The sequence below is a fragment of the Pseudomonas sp. S1_G07 genome (genome assembly GCF_054668565.1).
Window position 1 is genome coordinate 3,239,278 of sequence record NZ_CP162778.1, and the last position, 19,859, is coordinate 3,259,136.

Consider the following 19,859-nt stretch of genomic DNA (forward strand, 5'->3'; position numbering starts at 1 on the left):
GCATCGAGGAGGATATCTATGAGTGGTCAAGCATTGTCGGCGTGGAACGAACGTGTACGCGCGGCCTGCGGTCGTTTCGAAACGCGCTATGACCACTGTCAGAGCCTTTTCATTGGGGAAATGAAGCAAACCCAGGTGGGTAGCACGGCTGTTGCCCACATTCGCAGCAATGCCAATGTGATTGCCAAGGCAGGGCGGTCAAGCGCGCGCGATTTATCGGCCAGGTGTTTCCTTGTGTTACAGCAGCAGGGTTCGATGGCCATTGAGTTGGGCGACCGGGTCGTTGACCTGCGGGCAGGCGACCTCGCTTTGCTCGACTTCACTGACGCGGTGAAAATGACACCCAAAGGGTTGTTCTCCCATGTCTCGATTCCTTTTCCGCGTGAGTTGTTCAAAGGCCTGGACCGCAATCGCTTCGACAAGCTGTCGACCACGGGGGTCTGTGGCCAACTGCTTGGCACGCTGGTGCGTCAAGTCGCTGGAGGCGAGCTGGCTCAGTGGTCGTGCCCGCAGGATGGTGCTGGCGTGGAAAAGGCCTTGGTGGCCTTGCTTGAGTCGGTGCTGGAGTATCGTGCGAGCGACCACTCGCCGGGATGGCAGTTGCATGAAGTGCAATCAGTCATTCAGCAAAGGCTTGACTCTGCGCGGTTGTCGCCTGCGTCGCTGTCCGAAGAGCTGGGCATTTCCAGCCGTCAGCTCTACAGGCTGTTCGAGGCGAGTGGCGATAGTGTTTGCCGTTACATCCTGCGTGAGCGGCTGTTGAAGGCCGCGCAGGATCTTCGTGACCCCGTTTGCGCGCATCGCTCAATTACCGAGATCGGCAGCTACTGGGGGTTCGCCGACTCGGCGCATTTTTCCAAAACGTTCAAGAAACAGATGGGCCTCACACCCAGCCTCTACAGAAACCGGGGGCACTGACCCTGCGCGCCGATGCGGACAGCGGCGCTATCGAGGCCTTTCAGTAGCGGATGATCACGGATTTCAGTTCGGTGTAATCGTCGATAAACGCACTGCCGAATTCGCGGCCAACACCCGAAGCCTTCATCCCGCCAAATGGCACGCTGGGGTCGACGAACGTGTGCATGTTGACCCACACCGTGCCCGCTTCGATACGCGGGATCAGGCGCAGGGCCTTGGACAGGTCGTTGGTCCAGATGCTGGCGGTGAGGCCGAACGGGCTGTCGTTCATCAGTTCGACCAGTTCTTCTTCATCATCGAACGCCAGCACACACACCACCGGGCCGAAGGTTTCTTCATGCAGCAGCGGGTCGTCTTTGCCGCTGGCCACGATCAGCGTCGGCTCCACGTAGTAACCCGCGCGGTCCACGGCGCGCGCACCGCACACCACCTGGTTGCCGCGCAGGGCGCGCTCGAAAAAGCCGAGGATTTTGTCGAAGTGCGGCTTGTTCGACAGCGGTCCGAACTGGGCGTGTTCATCCAGGGGCGAGCCAATGACCATCTGCGACAACATCGCTGCCATCTTCTGCGTCACGGGCTCGACAATGGAGCGGTGCACGTACAAGCGCTCGGGCGATGCGCACACCTGGCCCTGGTGCACATAGGCCGACTGCACGAAGCGCGCCACGGCGTCATCGACATTGGCGTCGGCCAGCAGCGCAGCGGCATTCTTGCCCCCCAGTTCCAGGGTGACACGGGTCAGGTCGGCGGCCATGGCGGCCTTGCCCACAGCAATGCCGGTGGGCACCGAACCGGTGAACGACACCTTGCGCACGCCAGGGTGTTCGATCAACTGCCGACCAACCTGGCCGCGGCCGTTGACCACGTTGATCACGCCTGGCGGAATCCCGGCTTCGATCGCCAGTTCAGCCAGGCGCAGCAGGGACAACGGTGTGTATTCGCTGGGCTTGAATACCACCGTGCAGCCGGTGGTCAGCGCGGCGCCCAGCTTCCATACGCCGATCATCAACGAGAAGTTCCAGGGCACGATGGCCGCCACTACGCCCACCGGCTCGCGCAAGGTATAGGCGCTGTACTGCTCGCCGTCCATCGAGGGGAACGAAGGGGTCATGGTCTGGCCCCCGATCTTGGTTGCCCAGCCGGCGAAGTACCGCAGGAACACCGCGCTCTGGCCCACCTCAATATGCCGCGACAAATTGATCGATTTGCCGGAGCTCACGGTTTCCAATTGCGCCAGCTCTTCACCGTTGGCCTCGATCAGGTCAGCCAGGCGATTGAGCAGCACGCCACGCTGGTAGGGCGTGACCTGGGCCCAAGCGCCCTTGAAGGCTGCGGCGGCGCTGTCGACGGCCAGGTTTACATCCTCGGCCTGAGCGTCACGCAGGTGCGCGATGGTCTCGCCGGTAGCGGGGTCGACCAGGGGGATGCGCTGGATGGACGCGCTGATCTGCACAGCACCATCGATGAAGTTGGAATGGTCGCGGCCCAGGAAGGCAGAGACTGAGGGCAGTAAGGCAATGTGCATGGCGGCGCTCCAACGAAGGGTTTGTCGCGCCCGGGCCGATTGTGGCGGTGGGCGCTCGAAAGACCTTTGCATTAAAAACGGATGCGCGTCTGTCTGCTTGTTCGAGCCTGCCTGGGACTTGGATATGCCTGACGGGCTGGGGCACGGGCCGGCCTAAGGTTCGCCGAGGTTATCGAACACCGTTTCGAGCAGGCGGCTCAGGCGTTGGATCTGTGCTTGCGTCATGCCGGCGAAGCTGCGTTTGAAGACGTCGCTGGTCGCTGCCTGGATGCGCTCGATCGCTGCGCGGCCCTCGGCGGTGATCCGCACCTGGGTGACCCGGCCGTCGTCCTCGCAGGGTGCGGTATCCACCAGGCCGTCTTCCTTCATGCGATAGACCGTCTTGGTGATGGTCGACAGCTTGGCGATCGCGTGGGTGGAAATCTCGGAAATGCTTGACTGGCCGTTCTCCTTGAGGATGAGCAGCACGCGCCAACGCGGGATATCCAGGCCGATTTTCTTCAGCGCCTTTTCCATGTACTGGCTGTAGCGGCCGTGCACCATGGCCAGCCAGTAGAACGGAAAGTCTTCCTTGTGAAAGTTTTCGCTGCCGGGGTCGTAGCGGTTTGTGGTTTTTTTGCTGGAAGTCATGGCGTGCTCAGGTCAGAGGAGGCGAGTAATCATAGACTTTTCTCGTGATTTCGGCGCGATTAATGACGCGCAGGCAGTGCGGGTGATCGTCGCAGGGAGCTGCTGAAATTTGATTGACAATTCACGTAAAATTCGGTGAGTGTGAAAAAAAGGAAAGGGCGCATCGCGCGTCCCCATTTCGCATTTGCACTGAAGGTGACGTGACATGACCCTGGTGATTGAACAGCTTTCCCTTGGCGGCAATGGGCCGACCGTGATGGTCAAGGACACCCTCGATGTGGCCGGCCTGCCAACGCGCGCCTCGAGCCGGGCACTGGCTGACGCCGCACCCGCCACGGCTCACGCCGATGTGGTGCAGGCCCTGCTGGACAAGGGTTGCCGCCTGGTGGCCAAGACCAGTCTGCATGAACTGGCGTTCGGCACCACGGGCATCAATCACTGGACCGGTACCGCGCCCAACCCGCGGTTTCCCGGGCGTATTCCCGGCGGCTCGTCCAGTGGTTCGGCGGCTGCCGTGGCGGCCGGGCTGGCGGATTTTTCCCTGGGCACCGACACCGGGGGCTCGGTGCGCATCCCGGCGTGTTGCTGTGGGGTGTTCGGGTTCAAACCGACGTTCGGGCGGGTCAGCCGCCGTGGCGTGATGCCGACGCACAGTAGCCTCGACTGCGTTGGCCCGTTTGCCGCAAGCCTGCCGATGCTGGTCACGGCCATGCAGATGATCGACGCAACCTTCAAGCCCGCACCGGCACCGGATGCACCGCGCCTGGGCATCGTGACGGTGCAGGCCGGCGCTGCCGTACAGCGCGTGATCGCCGCCGCCATCGCCGCCAGCCGGCTGCCCAGCCAGCCCATCACGTTGCCCAGCCTCAAGGCGGCCTATGACGCCGGCATGGTGGTGATCAACCGCGAGACCTTCGATGCCTGCGGGCACTTGCTGGGCACCGGCAAAGTGGGCGCCGACATCGCCGCTCGCCTGGCCGCCGCCGGCAACACCACGGCGGCGGCGCTGGCCGAGGCCGAGCGGGTGCGCACACAGTTCACCGCTGAGGTCGACGCGGCATTGCAGCAGGTCGACGTGCTGGTGCTGCCGACCATGCCGGACTTCCCCTTGACCCTCGCCGACGCGACCGATACCCAGGCGGTGCTGGGCATGACCGCGTTCGTGCGACCGTTCAACCTGTCGGGCCACCCGGCGCTGAGCATGCCGTTGGCCAGCGCCGAGGGGTTGCCGGTGGGCCTGCAACTGGTGGGGGCCAAGGGCGCCGATGAGCAACTGCTGGCTATCGCCGGCCGCTTGCTTGAGCGTCTGTATGCCGGGCATGAGGGGTGACATGAGCATGAGCACAGCCATCCCGCGCGCCGACCTTGAACAACGCCTGCGCCGTTTTGAAATCCAGGACAGCGCCCGCGCCTGCATGAACCGCTACATGGTGCTGTGTGACGCCCTCGATGCGCACACGCCCCTCGACGAACTGGCCGGGCTGTTTACCCATGACGCAGTGTGGGAGGGCAAGGGCGCCAAGTACGCCAAGAGTTTCGGCGGCTATCGCGGGCGCGAAGCCATTGCGGCGATGTTCGCCGGCTACATGAAAACGCCGGCGCACTTTGCCCTCAATGTGCACTTCCTCACCAGCGAACTGATCGAGGTGCGAGACGAAGCGGTCATCGGCCGTTGGGTGATGTTGCAAACGTCCACCTTCGCCAGCGGCGCTTCCCATCTCAATGCCGCCCGCCTGACCGTGCGTTTCGCTGAAGAAGAGGGGCAGTGGCGCATGGCGCATTTCCAGACCGAAAACCTGTTCGGCCGTCCGGTGCAGGCGTGGAACAGTGACGCCGAGCTACCGGTGCCCCAGCCTGCTGCGCAGTGACCCCAAGCGCTCACGCATAACCCCTCTCTCCAAAGCAACGCAGATCCCATGTGGGAGCGGGCTTGCTCGCGAAAGCGCAGTGTCAGTCGACTCATGTTGGCTTGATACACCGCCCTCGCGAGCAAGCCCGCTCTCATATTTTTTGACGATTAAAAAATAAATAACTACCAATGTTTATCGAAGGTTTTTAAGAGTGGATGTTTGAGTATTTATTCAATAAAAACAAATAGATAGTTTGTTTTTATCTTGTTCTTTTGCGTTATTTTTACGTGATTAGTGGTGTTTTTTAGCATGATAAATCAATTGACAATTCACGTAATCGAGATCAAATTCGCTGCAACGGCACCCACAAAAACAAAGGTAACCACTATGCCGATCCATCCCGCTCGTCCCGCGCCCCGTCTCAGCCCGACACTGATTTCCTGCCCAGCCCAATACCGTTCCTGACAACGGAGTAAATGTATGCATTCGCTAAAAAAACCAGCGGTGGGTGCGGTGAGTTCGCTTGCCGATGGCCCCACGTTCGATGTGTTGCTTGACGATGTGCGTGAGCGTGCCCGTGCCGGTGAGTTCGACCGTCAGCGCCATATCTCGTCGGATGTGATCGAGGCCTTCAAACAGCACGGTATTTACCGGGCCCTGGTGCCCAAACGCTTTGGTGGCCTGGAGTGTTCGCCCGCCGAGTTCTGCCAGGTGATCGAGCGCATTTCACAGGCCGATGGTTCCGCCGGCTGGGTCGCCAGTTTCGGCATGAGCCCGGTGTACCTCGCCGCACTGCCGCTCGACAGCATCGCCAAGGTGTATGCCGACGGTCCCGACCGGGTGTTCGCCGGCGGTATCTTCCCGCCGCAGCCGGCTGAAGTGGTCAAGGGCGGCTTTGTGGTCAATGGCCGCTGGAAGTACTCCAGCGGCTCCCTGGGCGCGGACATCGTCGGTGTCGGCATCGCCCCGAAAAACGGCGACACCTTCGGCCTGCCGCGTATAGCGGTGATGCCGCGCAGCGCGATCCGGATCGAAGAAACCTGGGACACCGTCGGTTTGCTCGGCACCGGCAGCCATGACCTGGTGGCCGAGAATGTGCGGGTCGACGAGGAGTGGACCTTCGTGCGCGGCGGCCTGCCGAACCTGGACGAGCCATTCTTCCGCTACCCGTCGCTGTCATTCGCCACCCAAGTGCTTTCGGTGGTTGGCCTGGGTGTCGCGCGTGCGGCACTCGATGCCCTGGGCGACATGGCCTGCGGTCGTGCCTCGGTCACCGGCGCCCCGGCGATTGCCGATCGGCCCCTGGCCCAGGTCGACATTGCCCGGGCGGAAGCCAGCCTGCGCGCCGCGCGGGCGTTCTTCTACGAATCCATCGACCGTGCCTGGGACTATGTTCTGGCCGGCGATACCGTGCCCGTGGCCGCGATCAACCTGTTGCGCCTGTCGTCGACCCATGCCACCCGGGTTGCCGCGGATGTGGCGCGGACCGCGCAGATGCTCTCGGGCATGAGCGGCGTGTACAACGACAGCCCGCTGGCGCGCTGCGTCAACGACGCCCAGGTGGTGACCCAGCACGCCTTCATGGGTGACATCACCTATCAGAACGCCGGAGCCATGTTCTTCGGCAAACAGCCTTTGCCCGGCTACCTCTAACCGTCGAGAAAACCAAAATGAGCGATAAAAAGACCTTGCGCGTGCTGTTCTGCATGGGCATCAACCAGAATTTTTTCGATGCCGCGCGCGACGAGCAGCTGCAGGTGTGGGCAGCGTTCAGCGCCATGTGGAACGGCATCCACGACCTCGCCGGGGTCAAGGTCCTGGGCAACATGGATGACGACCAGAGCATGGTCGGGCCTTCCGACGGTTTCCCGTGGACCACCTACCTGCTGGCCGATGTGCCGGATATCGAGACCGTGCATGCCGCGTGCAACCTGTTCCGCAGCACGCCCGTGGGCGATGGCCCGTACAAGTTGTGGCGCTACACCAAGGTTGAAGCCCGGGTTGGGCGCGAGCTGATCATTCAGCGTACCTGATGCCGACGAGGACATTCCCATGACCAAGCTGATTCCCGCTGTAAACCTTGCCGTCGACCCCGCCGACCTGGTGCAGGCCGACCGCGTCCACACCTCGATGTACACCGATGAGCAACTGTTCGACGCGGAGCTGGAGAAGATTTTCTACAGCACCTGGATCTGGGTGGCCCACGCCAGCGAGATCCCCGATAACGGCAGCTACAAGACCACCTACATCGGCAAGCAGCCGGTGATTGTGGTGCGTGATCGCAAGAAAGACGTGCACGTGCTGCTCAACCGTTGCCGTCACCGTGGCGCCACGGTGTGTGAACACAAGAAAGGCAAGACCAACAGTTTTGTCTGCCCGTACCACGGCTGGGGTTACGCGTTGGACGGTTCGCTGCGCGGCATTCCGCACCCGGAAAGCTATGGCGACTGCATCGATAAGGCCGAGCTGCCGCTGGTCAGCCTGCGCACCGAAAGCTATGCCGGCATGATCTTCGCCACCTTCAAGGACGACATCGAACCGCTGGAGGACTACCTCGGCGCAGCGAAGAAATGGATGGACCTGTTCATGAAACAGGGCGCCGGCTACGGCATCAAGGTACCGGGCGAACACCGTTTCCGCTTCCCCGGCAACTGGAAGATCCAGTTGGAAAACACCACCGACGCCTACCACTTTCCGTTGGTGCACAAGAGCTTCCTGTCGTCGGTGGACGAGCAGACCCTGGAGCTGTTCGATTTCGTCAAGGGCCCCGGTTACGTCGAAGACCTGGGCAACGGCCATAGCGTGATGGTGATGATCCCCGACCTGATCGACCTCGAAGCCGACCTGGACAAGCCGATCCCCGAGCGCTTCATGGCGTTGGCAGCCGAGCTGCGTGACGAAGGCATCGAAGAGCAACAGGTGCGCCGGATCGTGCGTGCGGTGGGGGGGACCGGCTTCAACCTCAACCTGTTCCCTAACGTCGCCTGCTCGATGGCGTTCTTCCGGGTACTGCAACCGATCTCGGTGACCGAGACCGAAATCCACCACTCGGTGATCACCATGGACGGCGGGCCGGCCGTGGCCAACCGTTATCGCCTGCGCCTGCATGAGCACTTTCAGGGCCCGATGGGCTTCGGCACCCCGGACGATTCGGAGGCCTGGGAGCGCGTGCAGAAGGGCGCCAGCGCCGGTGAAGACCTGTGGATCATGCTCAATCGCGGCCTGCCCGGCGAGCAACCCAGTGAAGACGGGCGGGTGTCTGACGTGAGTGCCGAGACCGGCATGCGCGCTGCGTACCAGCAGTGGAAGAAGATGATGTCGGCCTGACCTGTGGAGAACCTTATGAACCTGCAATTGCTGCAAGAAGTAACCGCTTTCATCTGGCAGGAAGGCGACATGCTCGACCACGGTGAATACGCCAGCTGGTTGAAGATGTGGACCGACAAAGGTACCTACATCATTCCCATCGACCCCAGGGAAACCGACTTCGAGAACACGCTCAATTACGCCTACGACGACCATCATATGCGTGAACTGCGCGTGCAACGCCTGATCGGCGGCGAGTCGATTTCCACCAGCCCGCAGCCACGCACGGTGCGTATGCAATCGCGCTTTCGGGTGCTGAGCGATGACGGCCAGTCCGTTACCGTGCGCTGTGCACAGAACGTGCGTGAGTTCCGCAAGGAAAGCCTGAAGTTCTACAGCGCCGACCTCACCTACGAGCTGATCCGCTGCGACACGGGGTTCAAGATCCAGCGCAAAGTGGTCAGCCTTATCAACAGTGACGATGCCCTCGCCGGTATCGGCTACATCCTTTAAGGAGCGCCGACATGAGCCAGATCGCATTGGTAACGGGGGCGGGGCAGGGCCTGGGGCAGCATTTCTGCGCCAGCCTGCTGCGGGCGGGGTACTCGGTGGTTATCACCGACATCAGGCTTGAGGCCGCACACGCCTGCGCCCAACACCTGGACCCCAGTGGCGAGCGCAGCCTTGCCTTGCAATTGGACGCGGGCAGCAAGGCCGATTTCGAGGCTGGCCTGGACCAGGTGCTGGCGCGTTTTGGCGCGCTGCATGTGGTGGTCAATAACGCCGCGGTGACCAAGACCACGCCGCTGATGCAGATCAGCCCCGAGGAATTCGACGCCGTAGTGGGGCTGAACCTGCGCAGCGTGTTCCTGGGGTGCCAGGTGCTGGGCGCGTACATGGCCGAAACCGGCTACGGGCGCATCATCAACATGGCGTCCCTGGCCGGGCAGAACGGCGGCACCGCGACCGGCGCGCATTATGCCGCGAGCAAGGGCGGCATCGTGACCTTGACCAAGGTCTTCGCCAAGGAATTTGCCGCACGCGGGGTCACGGTGAACGCCATTGCCCCGGGCCCGATCGAGTCGGCGGCGGTGCGCGCGGCGATACCGCCGGAACGCTTGCCGGGCCTGCTGGCCAATATTCCGGTGCAGCGTCTGGGTGATGCGGATTTTCTGGGTGACCTGATTGTGCAGTTGGCACGGCCTGAAGCCTATTTCACCACCGGGGCCACCTGGGACGTGAACGGCGGCCTGTTCATGCGCTGACTGATACCGGCCGCCACGGCGGCCTTCGCGAACTCCATGGAATAACGCCATGACTGAAGAATTGTTGGACGTAGTCGTGCGCAAGCGCGAGCTGCAAGGGGACGGCGTTGTCGTTCTGGACCTGACCCGGCGCGACGGCGCGCCGCTGCCGGTATTCGATGCCGGTGCCCACGTGGATATCCATATCGGCCCCGGGCTGGTGCGCCAGTACTCGCTGTGCAGCAACCCCGCCGACTCGAGCCTGTATCGCTTGGGCGTGCTCAAGGACCCGGCCTCGCGTGGCGGATCGGTCGGGGTGCACGACACCCTGCTCGAAGGCCGCGAGGTGCAGATCAGCGCGCCGCGCAATCTGTTCCCGCTGGCGGCCGAGGCGCGGCGTTCGCTGCTGCTGGGCGGCGGGATCGGCATCACGCCGATGATCGCCATGGCCTATGCGCTGCACGCGGCCGGCCAGACCTTCGAGCTGCACTATTGCGGGCGTGAGCGCAATCGCAGTGCGTTTCTGGCGGAACTGGCCGGCGCGCCGTTTGCCGCGCAGGTGTTCACCCACTTCGATGATGAAGGCGCTGAACAAAAGCTCGACCTGACCAAGGTGCTGGGCCGTGGCGAGGCCGGCGTGCACCTGTACACCTGCGGCCCCGCCGGGTTCATGGACTGGGTGATCCAGGGCGCCCGCGACCAGGGCTATACCGAGGCGCATATCCACAAGGAGTATTTCCAGGTGGATGTGGACAGCTCGGGTGGCAGTTTCGAAGTGGTGGCCGCCCGTAGTGGCAAGACCGTCCAGGTGGCCGAAGGGCAGAGCATTCTCGCCGCACTGGCGCAGGTGGGTATCAAGATCGAGATTTCCTGCGAGCAGGGTGTGTGCGGGACCTGCCTGTGCGACGTGCTCGAAGGTGAGCCGGACCATCGTGACGTGTACCTCACGGACGATGAGAAGGCCGGCAACGATCAAATTCTAGTGTGCTGTTCACGAGCCAAATCCAAAAAACTCGTGCTGGATATCTAAGGGGAACGACCATGGTAGACGTAGGCAGCTTTCGCAATGCAATGGCCATGCTGGGCGGTGCTGTGTCGGTCATCACCACCGATGGCGTGGCGGGGCGGTTCGGCTTTACCGCCTCGGCGGTGTGCAGCGTGACCGATTCACCGCCCACGCTGTTGGTGTGCATGAACCGGTCTTCCCATTCCAACGAGCATTTCAAGCGCAACGGCTCGGTGTGTGTGAACACCTTGTGTGGTGATCATCAGCACCTGTCCGGTGCCTTCGCCGACCGCACGCTGACAATGGATGAACGCTTTGCTGTCACCGAGTGGACCACGCTCGAAAGCGGTGCGCCGGTGATGCTTGAAGCGCTGGTGAATTTCGACTGCCGTATCGCGCAGGTACACGAGGTGGGGTCCCACAGTATTTTCTACTGCGAGATCCAGACCATTCGCCAGAGCGGCGCCGACGAAGGGCTGGTGTATTTCAACCGCGCCTACCACCGTCTGGGCCAGGCGTCGAAAGCCTGCTGACAGCACGGGCGACGATTGCCAGGCGTGTGTGCATAGAGGATTGAAGCATGCTCATCCGTTGTCGTTGGGCGGACTGATCGATGGCTGAGCATTGTTGATGTCTGTAAAATATTTTATTGACTAAAGAATATTTGCTGGTTAATGATTGCTGCGCATCTGCTCGAACGCAGAGTCATTTCCAGGGTTATGCCATGGGTCAGAAAATCACGCCGTCACTCGCCAGTCTTTATGTCCAGACTGCCGAGTCCTTATCCGAGCCGCGCTTGGCGCCGGTCCTTATGCAGGGCTTCCCGGCAGAACCGAAACACCGGGTCACGTGGAGCAATTGGATGAGCCCGCCCTTCAGTCAATGGGGGTTTCGCAACCTGGCGCGCCTGCGTCCCACCATCGATGTGCAAGCAGGCGCAGCGTCTGCGGGGCCGCTCAAGGAGGCTCCGACAGCACTGGATGCGGTGCATTTCAACAGCGAGTGCGGGTTGAGCATCAGCGTCAGCGACCACCTTGTCGCCAGCCAGACCGACGCCTTTATCGTGATGCAGGGCGACACCGTCCTGTTTGAGCGTTACTTCAACGGGCAGCGCGCCAGTGACCGCCACATCATGTTCTCGGTGACCAAGTCGCTGATCGGAACCCTGGGCGAACAACTGGTGACCCAAGGGATGCTCAAGCCGGAGTTGCCCGCTGCCTACTACGTGCCCGAGTTGGCGGGCAGTGCGTTTGGTGATGCGACGGTGCGCCAGTTGTTTGATATGGCGGTCGGCATCAACTACAGCGAGGTGTACGACGATCCGGCCTCAGAGAGCTCGCAGTACGGTTATGCCTGCGGCTTTCAACCGGCACCGGCGCAATACGCGCAGTTCGAATCCTTGTACCAGTACTTGCCGTCGCTCCAGAAGCGCGGCAGTCACGGCGGCTTTTTCCATTACGTGACCGCCACCACCGAAGCCTTGGCCTGGGTCATGGAGCGTGCCTCGGGCAAGGCGTGCAGCCAGATGCTGGAGGCGATCTGGGAGCGTTTGGGGTGCGACCGCGACGGCTATTTCATGGCCGACCCCTGGGGGCGCAATGTGGCCGGGGCGGGTTTCAGTGCCACCTTGAGAGACATGGCGCGTTTCGGCCGCCTGCTGGCCAATGACGGGCGCCACGAGGGGGTTGAGCTGCTGTCGCCGCAGACCGTGGCCCGTATCGCCGCCGGGTCCGATCCGGCGATCTACGCGCAAAATACCGAGTTCGCCAGCTGGACGCCGGGTGCGTCCTATCGAAGCCAGTGGTACGTGTTCAACGACCACAGCCAAGCCCTGATGGCCGGCGGGATCCACGGCCAGTACCTGTTCATCGACAAGCCGTCCGGCGTGGTGATCGTCAAGCAATCGTCATTGACTGAGGCGGTCGGCCCGTTCGATGCCGACAGCGTGCGCATGCTGCGCGCGATTGCCGACCACCTGAGCCACTGACACACGCCCAACAATAAGAGTCCTGCGTTCTATTCACCTGGCCCTGGCCAGGTGTTGGCGGCGCGTTGCGTCGCCGTTGACTGCCCTGTAACAACAATAATTCCACAGGAGCTTTTCATGGTGTTCACCAAGCGATTCTCTCAAGCGTTCCTAGCGGTCGGCTTGCCCTTGACCACCCATGTCGCGTTGGCGGGCTACACCTTTGAGGACGGTAACCTCAAGGGTGAAGTCAACCTCACGATGGGCGGTGCGACGCTCTCCACCCGTGGCGTCAACTTCGGCAGCGGTCGTGTCGATGGGCGCAACGGCAAGAACGGCGGCAGCCGCATTGGCTGGCAAGAGTTCTACGTCAAGCCGGGCGTCAAGCTCGACTACACGTTGCAACCCGATTTCAGCCTGCTGGCCGGCGGTTCCCTGGTGGCCGCCACCACGTTCGGCGATGGCGATGCGGGCGGCTTCACCCGCAGCTCCGACGGCAAGGTCGCCGCCGAAGAACTCTACGGTGGTTTTCGCAGCGGCGAATGGACGTTCACCGCAGGCCGCCAGAACTACATGATCGGTACCGGGTTCATCGTCATGGACGGTAACCTCGACCAGTTCAAGGATGGGGCCTACTGGCTGGGCCCTCGAACCGCCTTCAAGGATTCGGCGGTCCTGGCCTGGAACCATGGCGCGCTGAAGTCGCAGGCGTTCACTTTGCGCACCGATGATGATCTGGGCGACTTCCGTATGACCGGTGTCAACCTCGATTACAACCTCGACGACCAGGTAACCCTGGGTGCCATGGCCATGAAGGTCAACGCCCTGGGCCCCAAAGGCAGCACACTGCCGCGTCGGCGGGACGGGATGCTGGTGTACAACGTGAGGGCGCTCAACGCCAAGGTGCCGGGCGTGCCTGCACTGACCCTCAACGCCGAATACGCGCTGGAGCGAGGTAGTGGCGAGGGTGTCGATTACGATGCCGAGGCTTGGTATGGTCAGGCGGACTACGCCTTCAGCACGCTGCCGCTGACGCCTGTCATCGGCTATCGCTACGCGAGCTTTTCCGGCGACGACAACCTGGCCGACAACCGCCAGAAAGCCTGGGACCCGTTGAGCAAGGGTTTCGTCGACTGGAGCACATGGCTCGTCGGCGACGTGGTCGGCAACTACCTGCTGTTCAACAGCAACGAAAATGTCCAGCAGTTCTCACTCAAGACCCACCTCAACGAGACCCTGACCCTCGGCGCGATTCACTACCAGTTCTGGCTGGATGAGAAAAACTACATGGGCGCGGCGGTCAGCGACCGGCGTTTTGCCGATGAGAGCGTGATATTCCTCGACTGGACGCCCACGCCGTCGTTCTATACGTCGCTGTCCTATAACTGGGTCAAGCCACTGGCCGCCGCCAAGCAAGTGTTCGGCAACGACCAGAAGTTCAGTGCGTTGGAACTGTATTTCACCTATCGCTATTAAGTGCTGCGAGCCATCGCGGCCGCGCTGGAGTGTTTTATCATGAATAGTTTTTTGCGTAACACCTTGCTGGGCACCCTGGCTTCGTTGGTGCTCAGCGGGGTTTGCCTGGCCGAAGAGCGCACTGTTCGCATCTACAACTGGATCGAATACCTGCCGCCGGAAGTGCTCAAGAGCTTCCAGGAAGAAACCGGCATTCGCCCGATTTACGATGTGTTCGACAGTTCCGAAACCATGGAGTCCAAACTCCTGACGGGCAACTCCGGGTATGACGTGGTGTTTCCGGGCACCGCCAACCTGGGGCACTTGATCACGGCCGGTGCCGTCCAGCCCCTGGACCGCAAACAGTTGCCGAACTGGCAGCACCTGGACCCGCAGTTCATGCAGTCGCTGGAAAAGGTGGGGGACACCGGCAATCGCTACGCCGCGCCTTACCTGTGGGGCACCACGTTGATCGGCTACAACGTCGACAAGGTGCGCAAAGCCCTGGGGCCCGATGTGCCGATGAACAGTTGGGACATCATCTTCAAGGAAGAAAACATTGCCAAGCTCGCCAGTTGCGGAGTGGGCTTTCTCGACGCCGGCAACGAGATCCTGCCCATTGCCTTGCACTACAAGGGCCTTGACCCCAACAGCCAGAAACGCGAGGACTATCCGCAGGCCCAGGCCTTGATGATGAAGATTCGCCCTTACGTCACCTACTTCAACTCGTCGCGCTATGGCATGGACCTGGCCAATGGCGATATCTGTATCGGTGTGGGTTGGTCGGGTGGGGTGGCACTGGCCACACGATTGGCGGACGCCGCCGGCAAGGGCGTCCACGTCGAGATGGCACTGCCCAAGGAAGGGGCACCGATGTGGTCGGACGTGATGATGATACCGGCCAATGCCCCCGACCTGTCGGAGGCCCATGTGTTTATCAATTACATCCTGCGCCCGGACGTGATCGCCCGCATCAGCAACAAAATCGGCTACCCCAACCCGAACAAGGACGCCACCGCGCTGGTGGATGCCAGTATCCGCAACAACCCCAACATGTATGTGCCGGATGAAGCACGCAAGACCCTGTTCGCCCTGGAACCGGTACCAGCCGCAGTGGATCGCATCCGCAACCGTACCTGGACCGCCATCAAGACCAACCGCTGATCAGTGTGGCCCGGTGCGGGGTGGCACGCTCCAAAGCCTGCGTTCGGCCAGCGTGTTTGACGGGCGCCTCAGATCAAAAGAAAAGCAAAAGCAGAACTGTTTTTGCTTTTCTGTGAGAGTTTGCTCCCGATGGCGGCATCTGGGCCGACCAGGATGTTGGAGTGGAATGAGTACATATCCATTGCTGCGGTAACGGCGACTTAGGGTTCCGCTCTTACAGCGGGTCACTTTTGGCAAACGCCCCAAAAGTAACCAAAGGTCTTGCCCCACCACTTGGCACCTCGCCCAGGCTCGGTGTGCCCGTAATCCGACATTGATTTGGGGGGCCGCCGCCACGCGCCATCCATGGCGCGGGGCGGCTAAACCGGCATCCCTGCCGGTTTACCCCCCAAATCAATATCGGATTACGGCCAGCGTGGTTAACGGGGCGTCTGAGATCAAAAGCAAGATCAAGAGCGGCTCGCTTCGCATCGTGGTTACACCTTTGTGTAGATACCTATGCTGCGATGCAGGCACTTCGGTCTGTCAGGCCTGCATGCCATAAAACAACAGCTCAGTGATACGCCTGACCTGCAAGGAGTGCGCCTCGATATCCGGTTGCTCCTGGTTTACCAGCCGGAACAGTTGCAGGTGTGAGTAGTCGTTCAACAGGAACGCGGCCAGTTCCACATCCAGTTGCGGGCGCAGTTTGCCGGCCTGTTGCAGTTCCCTGAGCAGTTGGCTGATTTCGGCCCTGAGCGCATCGTTCATGGCCCGGTAGCCTGCGGGCAGTTCGTTGCTGCCGCCGAACAGGATCAACGGCAGCAGTTCGCGCCAGAGGCTGGGGTGCATGACTTCCAGGGCGTAACCGGTTAGCAGTCGCTCCAAATGGCACATCGCGTCGACCGGGTCCTCGATGTCCTTGATCAGGCGGCGGGTGTCGGTGATGGCGCGTTGGTCGGCGTGGTGCAGGATTTCCAGGATGATTTCCTGCTTGTTGCCGAAGTACTTGAACACGGTGGGCGGCGATACGCCGGCCTGGCTGGCGATCTGCTCGATGGTGGTGTTCTGGAAGCCCTGGCGCTCGAACAGCTCGATGGCCGCCTGGCTGATGGCTTGCCGTCGTTCGGCTTTCTGACGTTCACGCAGTCCGCTCACGGGGGGTCCTTGTCACGAGGAAGAAGAGGGCGCTTGTCGCCCGTTACCCCAGCAAAATACTTAATTGGGTAAAACTTTTAAAGCATTGATTGCCAGGCCGGCGATTGTGTTCGCCAACTCAGCGGGTCTGCCGCTGATGTTTCTTCAAGCGGTAGGCAAACTGCGCGCGGCTAAGCCCTACCAGTCTGGCTGCGGCGGCCAGGTTGCCGGCGTTGCGTTGCAGTGCTTCGTTGATCAGACGTGATTCAAGGCCTTCGATGGAAAACCCCTGGTCCAATTGGCCAAGGGTGTCCAGCAGTGCGGGGCACGCGACCGGGCCGCTGTTTGACAGGCTGCCGTGGTCATCCAGGCTGTAGGGATCGGCGGGCAGGGCTTCGTTGCGAAACAGGTGCACCAGGTCGATGGCCTGGCCTTCATCGCTGGCGATCAGACCGCGCTCGATCAGGTTCTGCAGTTCGCGCACATTGCCCGCGAAGTCGTAACGCAGCAGCACCTTCAGCGCGCGCATGGTCAAGCCCGCCGGCGTGCGTGCATATTCCTGGCAGAAGCGGGTGAGGAACGCATTGATCAACAGCGGGATGTCATCGCGGCGCTCGCGCAGGGGCGGCAGGGCGATAGGGTAGACATTCAGCCGGTAGAACAGGTCTTCGCGAAAGGTGCCGTCCGCCACGGCTTTGCGCAGATCGATATTGGTGGCGGCCACCACCCGTACGTCCACCTTGATGCCGCGTACGCCACCGACCCGTTCGATCTCGCGTTCCTGCAAGGCCCGCAATAGTTTGCTTTGCCCGGCCAGGCTGAGGCTGGTGATTTCATCCAGAAACAGTGTGCCGCCCTGGGCGCGCTCGAAACGCCCGGCGCGCGAGTGGGTCGCGCCGGTATACGCGCCGCGCTCGACCCCAAAGAGTTCGGCCTCGATCAGGTTGTCGGGGATGGCCGCGCAATTGAGGGCCACGAACGGGTTGTCGCGGCGCGGGCTGAGCTGATGCAACTGGCGGGCAAACATCTCCTTGCCGACCCCGGACTCACCGCTGATTAGCACCGTGGCCGGGGTCAGCGCGACGCGTTGCAGGGCTTGGGTCGCGGCGTTGAAGGCGGCGCTGGCGCCAATCAACGGTTGCGGCTGGTCGAGCCGCGCACCACCACTGAGCGGCGGGGTGGGGGCGGCGGCGGCGGGGCTGGTGCCGGGCTGCAACACATTCAGGTAGCGCAGGTCCTGTTCGACGTCACCCCATTGCTCGGCCGTCTTGCCCACCACCCGACAACTGCTGTGGCCCATGCCTCGACATTGCACTTCACGGAAAATCACCATTTGCCCGAACAGGCCACTGACGAAACCGATGGCGTAGCCCGTTTCAGTCCAGCACACCGGGTCCTGGCCGATCCCGTAGGCGCTCACATGTTCATCGGCCTCGCACGAGTGGTGCCAGAGAAACTCGCCTTCATAGAACCCCGAGTCGGCATCGAATTTGAAGTGCAGCGGTTCCACCTTGGTCATGCCTTCCAGGGTGTGCAGGTGCGTGCCGGCGCGAAACACCGCAGCGGCATCGGCCTGGGGCCAGCGTTCCCGGATCAAGCGAGCGTCCCGCAGGCCGGAAGCGTAACCGGTGCGCGTGAACAGACCGCGCGCCTGCTCCAGGCCGAGACGTTCGATGACTTCCCCGCGCAGGGCACCGAAGGCGGAACTGTGCAGCAACAGCATGCGCTGGTCATTGAGCCAGATGCGTCCGTCTTCGGGAGAAAAGAACAGGCAGTCGGTCAGTTCCGCAGGCGTCGGCGAACTGTTGTCGCTGAGTTGGCGGCTGTCGCCGCGCGGATGATAGGGCGCAGTGGCCGTCGGATGTTCAGGCACAGCGCTGTGGGGATTGGTCATTGTTATGCCCCTGCAAAGCGAATGATCGATATGAGTAACGGCTGAGATAGTTATTAAACATAACCTTATCAATTGAACAAGTGGCAGGGATCCGGTTTTTGCCGCCGCTGGGCGGTGTGTGCCTGGGCGGTGTGAAGCAGGCCCCGGTCTAGAGCCTTCGACGCTGGATGCAAGGGCCGGCGCGTACAAAACGGCACAGCCTTTGCTCAAGGCTTGATGCGGCGTTTGCACACTGTGCGGACGATGACAATTACAAGAACCGGGAGTTGCCATGTCAGTGTCTGAAACCACCCACCTGTTACAGCGGGCCATTGCGTCCGAATGCCTGTTCAACGGCGATTGGGTCCCCGCCTCGGGGGGTGTGAGCCCCGTGATCGAACCGGCCACCGGCGAGCCCCTGATGCGCTGCGCCATGGCCAGTCCGGCCGACATCGCTGGCGCCAGCCGCAGTGCGGCGCTGGCTCAGCCGGCCTGGGCCGCGCTCGGCCCACGGCAGCGCGCCGAAGTGTTTCGTAAGGCCGCGGACGTGGCCCAGCGGTCGTTCGCCGAACTGGCGCTGTATGTTGCCCGGGAAACCGGGGCGGCGTTGTTCAAAGGCGAACACGAAGTGCGCGAGGCCATCGTGCTGCTGCATCAGGCGGCGGGGCTGTTGTCGCAACCCCATGGGCTGGTGCTGCCCAGTGAGGCGGGGCGGCTGTCCTATGCGCGGCGCCAGCCCCATGGCGTGGTCGGGGTGATTTCGCCGTTCAACTTCCCATTGGTGCTGTCGATGCGTTCGGTGGCGCCGGCCCTGGCTGCGGGCAATGCGGTGGTGCTCAAGCCTGATCCGCAAACGCCGGTCAGCGGTGGGTTCCTCATCGCCCGGTTGTTCGAGGAGGCTGGTCTGCCCAAGGGCCTGTTGCAGGTGTTGCCCGGTGCCGCAGCGGCCGGCGAGGCACTGTGCTGCGATCCCAATGTGCGCATGATTGCGTTCACCGGCTCCACGGCGGCGGGGCGCAAAGTCGCCGAGACGGCCGGGCGCCACCTGAAAAAAGTCGCGCTGGAACTGGGTGGCAAGAACCCGCTGATCATTCTCGAAGACGCCGACCTCGACCTGGCCGCGAGCAATGCCGCCTGGGGCGCCTGGCTGCACCAGGGGCAAATCTGCATGGCCACCGGGTTGATTCTGGTGCATGAGTCCATTGCCGCCAGCCTCACACGCAAGCTGGTGGACAAGGCTCGAGCCCTGACCGTGGGCAATGCCGCCCGCGGTGAAGCTGCGCTCGGTCCGCTGATCAACCAACGGCAATTGCAGCACGTGCACCAGATCGTCAGCGACAGCGTGCAGGCCGGCGCGCGCCTGGAGGCGGGCGGTGAATATGACCGGTTGTTCTACCAGCCCACCGTCCTCAGTGGCGTGCGGCCGGGCATGCGCGCTTTCGAGGAAGAAATGTTCGGTCCGGTGGCCACGGTGGTCAGCTTTGCCACGGACGAGGAGGCCATTGAGCTGGCCAACCGCACCGAATACGGGCTGTCGGCCGCCGTTATCTCGCCGTCGGTGGGGCGCGCCATGGCCATTGGCGAGCGGCTTGACTGCGGCCTGTTGCACATCAACGACCAGACCGTGGCCGACGAATGCATCAACCCCTTCGGTGGGCGCGGTGCTTCCGGCAATGGCGGCAGTGTTGGCGGGCCGGCCGACTGGGACGAGTACACCCAGTGGCAGTGGGTCACCGTGAAAAACACCGCGCCGACGTACCCTTTCTGAGCCCCGGCTCGCTGTTTTGATGCACCCACGCCTATACA

Annotated in this window: 18 protein-coding genes; 14 read left to right on the top strand and 4 right to left on the bottom strand. The window is 62.2% G+C overall.

Features of this window, described 5'->3' with window-relative positions:
* Positions 1 to 18 precede the first annotated feature (18 nt).
* Complete coding sequence (gene feaR / locus AB4O05_RS15015; RefSeq protein ID WP_460137578.1) at positions 19 to 918, top strand: transcriptional regulator FeaR; 900 nt, start codon at positions 19 to 21, stop codon at positions 916 to 918.
* A gap of 40 nt (positions 919 to 958) precedes the next feature.
* Here feaR and AB4O05_RS15020 read toward each other — a convergent pair whose 3' ends face one another.
* Together AB4O05_RS15020 and AB4O05_RS15025 are read right to left on the bottom strand one after the other, a co-directional pair.
* A complete protein-coding gene (locus tag AB4O05_RS15020; RefSeq protein WP_460136829.1) occupies positions 959 to 2,443 on the bottom strand; it encodes an aldehyde dehydrogenase family protein in 1,485 nt (494 codons plus the stop codon).
* A gap of 153 nt (positions 2,444 to 2,596) precedes the next feature.
* Positions 2,597 to 3,073, bottom strand: a complete 477-nt coding sequence (locus AB4O05_RS15025) for a MarR family winged helix-turn-helix transcriptional regulator (protein ID WP_460136828.1) — start codon at positions 3,071 to 3,073, stop codon at positions 2,597 to 2,599.
* A gap of 205 nt (positions 3,074 to 3,278) precedes the next feature.
* Here AB4O05_RS15025 and AB4O05_RS15030 point away from each other — a divergent pair, with 205 nt between their 5' ends.
* The 12 genes from AB4O05_RS15030 to AB4O05_RS15085 all read left to right on the top strand — a co-directional run bounded on the left by AB4O05_RS15030 (position 3,279) and on the right by AB4O05_RS15085 (position 15,064).
* Entirely contained in the window at positions 3,279 to 4,403 is a 1,125-nt protein-coding gene (locus AB4O05_RS15030; RefSeq protein WP_460136827.1) for an amidase, read from the top strand.
* A 7-nt stretch (positions 4,404 to 4,410) separates the two neighbouring features.
* Complete coding sequence (locus AB4O05_RS15035) at positions 4,411 to 4,941, top strand: nuclear transport factor 2 family protein (RefSeq protein ID WP_460136826.1); 531 nt, start codon at positions 4,411 to 4,413, stop codon at positions 4,939 to 4,941.
* A 462-nt stretch (positions 4,942 to 5,403) separates the two neighbouring features.
* Positions 5,404 to 6,576 carry an indole-3-acetate monooxygenase gene (gene iacA, locus AB4O05_RS15040; protein WP_460136825.1) on the top strand — a complete coding sequence of 391 codons (1,173 nt, stop codon included), beginning with the start codon at positions 5,404 to 5,406 and terminating at the stop codon, positions 6,574 to 6,576.
* Positions 6,577 to 6,593: 17 nt separating this feature from the next.
* The gene (locus AB4O05_RS15045) at positions 6,594 to 6,956 is read left to right on the top strand and encodes an IacB protein (protein ID WP_460136824.1); all 363 of its coding nucleotides are present in this window, start codon (positions 6,594 to 6,596) and stop codon (positions 6,954 to 6,956) included.
* A gap of 19 nt (positions 6,957 to 6,975) precedes the next feature.
* On the top strand, positions 6,976 to 8,250 hold the full coding sequence (locus AB4O05_RS15050; protein WP_460136823.1) for an aromatic ring-hydroxylating oxygenase subunit alpha: 1,275 nt from the start codon (positions 6,976 to 6,978) through the stop codon (positions 8,248 to 8,250).
* A gap of 15 nt (positions 8,251 to 8,265) precedes the next feature.
* A complete protein-coding gene (locus tag AB4O05_RS15055) occupies positions 8,266 to 8,742 on the top strand; it encodes an aromatic-ring-hydroxylating dioxygenase subunit beta (RefSeq protein WP_460136822.1) in 477 nt (158 codons plus the stop codon).
* Positions 8,743 to 8,753: 11 nt separating this feature from the next.
* Positions 8,754 to 9,494 (top strand): SDR family NAD(P)-dependent oxidoreductase, encoded by a 741-nt coding sequence (locus tag AB4O05_RS15060; protein WP_460136821.1) that lies wholly within the window; start codon positions 8,754 to 8,756, stop codon positions 9,492 to 9,494.
* A gap of 49 nt (positions 9,495 to 9,543) precedes the next feature.
* Complete coding sequence (locus tag AB4O05_RS15065; RefSeq protein ID WP_460136820.1) at positions 9,544 to 10,503, top strand: PDR/VanB family oxidoreductase; 960 nt, start codon at positions 9,544 to 9,546, stop codon at positions 10,501 to 10,503.
* Positions 10,504 to 10,514: 11 nt separating this feature from the next.
* Positions 10,515 to 11,012: a flavin reductase gene (locus tag AB4O05_RS15070; protein ID WP_460136819.1), complete on the top strand. Its 498-nt coding sequence runs from the start codon at positions 10,515 to 10,517 to the stop codon at positions 11,010 to 11,012.
* Positions 11,013 to 11,203: 191 nt separating this feature from the next.
* Positions 11,204 to 12,466 carry a serine hydrolase domain-containing protein gene (locus tag AB4O05_RS15075; protein ID WP_460136818.1) on the top strand — a complete coding sequence of 421 codons (1,263 nt, stop codon included), beginning with the start codon at positions 11,204 to 11,206 and terminating at the stop codon, positions 12,464 to 12,466.
* 117 nt (positions 12,467 to 12,583) lie between these two features.
* The gene (locus tag AB4O05_RS15080; RefSeq protein ID WP_460136817.1) at positions 12,584 to 13,921 is read left to right on the top strand and encodes an alginate export family protein; all 1,338 of its coding nucleotides are present in this window, start codon (positions 12,584 to 12,586) and stop codon (positions 13,919 to 13,921) included.
* 39 nt (positions 13,922 to 13,960) lie between these two features.
* Positions 13,961 to 15,064: a polyamine ABC transporter substrate-binding protein gene (locus AB4O05_RS15085; protein WP_460136816.1), complete on the top strand. Its 1,104-nt coding sequence runs from the start codon at positions 13,961 to 13,963 to the stop codon at positions 15,062 to 15,064.
* A gap of 525 nt (positions 15,065 to 15,589) precedes the next feature.
* Here AB4O05_RS15085 and AB4O05_RS15090 read toward each other — a convergent pair.
* Together AB4O05_RS15090 and AB4O05_RS15095 are read right to left on the bottom strand one after the other, a co-directional pair.
* Positions 15,590 to 16,201 carry a TetR/AcrR family transcriptional regulator gene (locus AB4O05_RS15090; protein WP_460136815.1) on the bottom strand — a complete coding sequence of 204 codons (612 nt, stop codon included), beginning with the start codon at positions 16,199 to 16,201 and terminating at the stop codon, positions 15,590 to 15,592.
* A gap of 118 nt (positions 16,202 to 16,319) precedes the next feature.
* Positions 16,320 to 18,074, bottom strand: coding sequence for a sigma 54-interacting transcriptional regulator (locus AB4O05_RS15095; RefSeq protein WP_460136814.1), 1,755 nt, complete (start codon positions 18,072 to 18,074; stop codon positions 16,320 to 16,322).
* A gap of 271 nt (positions 18,075 to 18,345) precedes the next feature.
* Here AB4O05_RS15095 and AB4O05_RS15100 point away from each other — a divergent pair, with 271 nt between their 5' ends.
* The gene (locus AB4O05_RS15100; protein WP_460136813.1) at positions 18,346 to 19,821 is read left to right on the top strand and encodes a benzaldehyde dehydrogenase; all 1,476 of its coding nucleotides are present in this window, start codon (positions 18,346 to 18,348) and stop codon (positions 19,819 to 19,821) included.
* Positions 19,822 to 19,859: the final 38 nt, after the last annotated feature.

Coding starts and splice junctions, on each gene's coding strand:
- feaR (WP_460137578.1), top strand. CDS start 19: ATGAGTGGTCAAGCATTGTCGGCGTGGAACGAACGTGTACGCGCGGCC.
- AB4O05_RS15020 (WP_460136829.1), bottom strand. CDS start 2,443: ATGCACATTGCCTTACTGCCCTCAGTCTCTGCCTTCCTGGGCCGCGAC.
- AB4O05_RS15025 (WP_460136828.1), bottom strand. CDS start 3,073: ATGACTTCCAGCAAAAAAACCACAAACCGCTACGACCCCGGCAGCGAA.
- AB4O05_RS15030 (WP_460136827.1), top strand. CDS start 3,279: ATGACCCTGGTGATTGAACAGCTTTCCCTTGGCGGCAATGGGCCGACC.
- AB4O05_RS15035 (WP_460136826.1), top strand. CDS start 4,411: ATGAGCACAGCCATCCCGCGCGCCGACCTTGAACAACGCCTGCGCCGT.
- iacA (WP_460136825.1), top strand. CDS start 5,404: ATGCATTCGCTAAAAAAACCAGCGGTGGGTGCGGTGAGTTCGCTTGCC.
- AB4O05_RS15045 (WP_460136824.1), top strand. CDS start 6,594: ATGAGCGATAAAAAGACCTTGCGCGTGCTGTTCTGCATGGGCATCAAC.
- AB4O05_RS15050 (WP_460136823.1), top strand. CDS start 6,976: ATGACCAAGCTGATTCCCGCTGTAAACCTTGCCGTCGACCCCGCCGAC.
- AB4O05_RS15055 (WP_460136822.1), top strand. CDS start 8,266: ATGAACCTGCAATTGCTGCAAGAAGTAACCGCTTTCATCTGGCAGGAA.
- AB4O05_RS15060 (WP_460136821.1), top strand. CDS start 8,754: ATGAGCCAGATCGCATTGGTAACGGGGGCGGGGCAGGGCCTGGGGCAG.
- AB4O05_RS15065 (WP_460136820.1), top strand. CDS start 9,544: ATGACTGAAGAATTGTTGGACGTAGTCGTGCGCAAGCGCGAGCTGCAA.
- AB4O05_RS15070 (WP_460136819.1), top strand. CDS start 10,515: ATGGTAGACGTAGGCAGCTTTCGCAATGCAATGGCCATGCTGGGCGGT.
- AB4O05_RS15075 (WP_460136818.1), top strand. CDS start 11,204: ATGGGTCAGAAAATCACGCCGTCACTCGCCAGTCTTTATGTCCAGACT.
- AB4O05_RS15080 (WP_460136817.1), top strand. CDS start 12,584: ATGGTGTTCACCAAGCGATTCTCTCAAGCGTTCCTAGCGGTCGGCTTG.
- AB4O05_RS15085 (WP_460136816.1), top strand. CDS start 13,961: ATGAATAGTTTTTTGCGTAACACCTTGCTGGGCACCCTGGCTTCGTTG.
- AB4O05_RS15095 (WP_460136814.1), bottom strand. CDS start 18,074: ATGACCAATCCCCACAGCGCTGTGCCTGAACATCCGACGGCCACTGCG.
- AB4O05_RS15100 (WP_460136813.1), top strand. CDS start 18,346: ATGTCAGTGTCTGAAACCACCCACCTGTTACAGCGGGCCATTGCGTCC.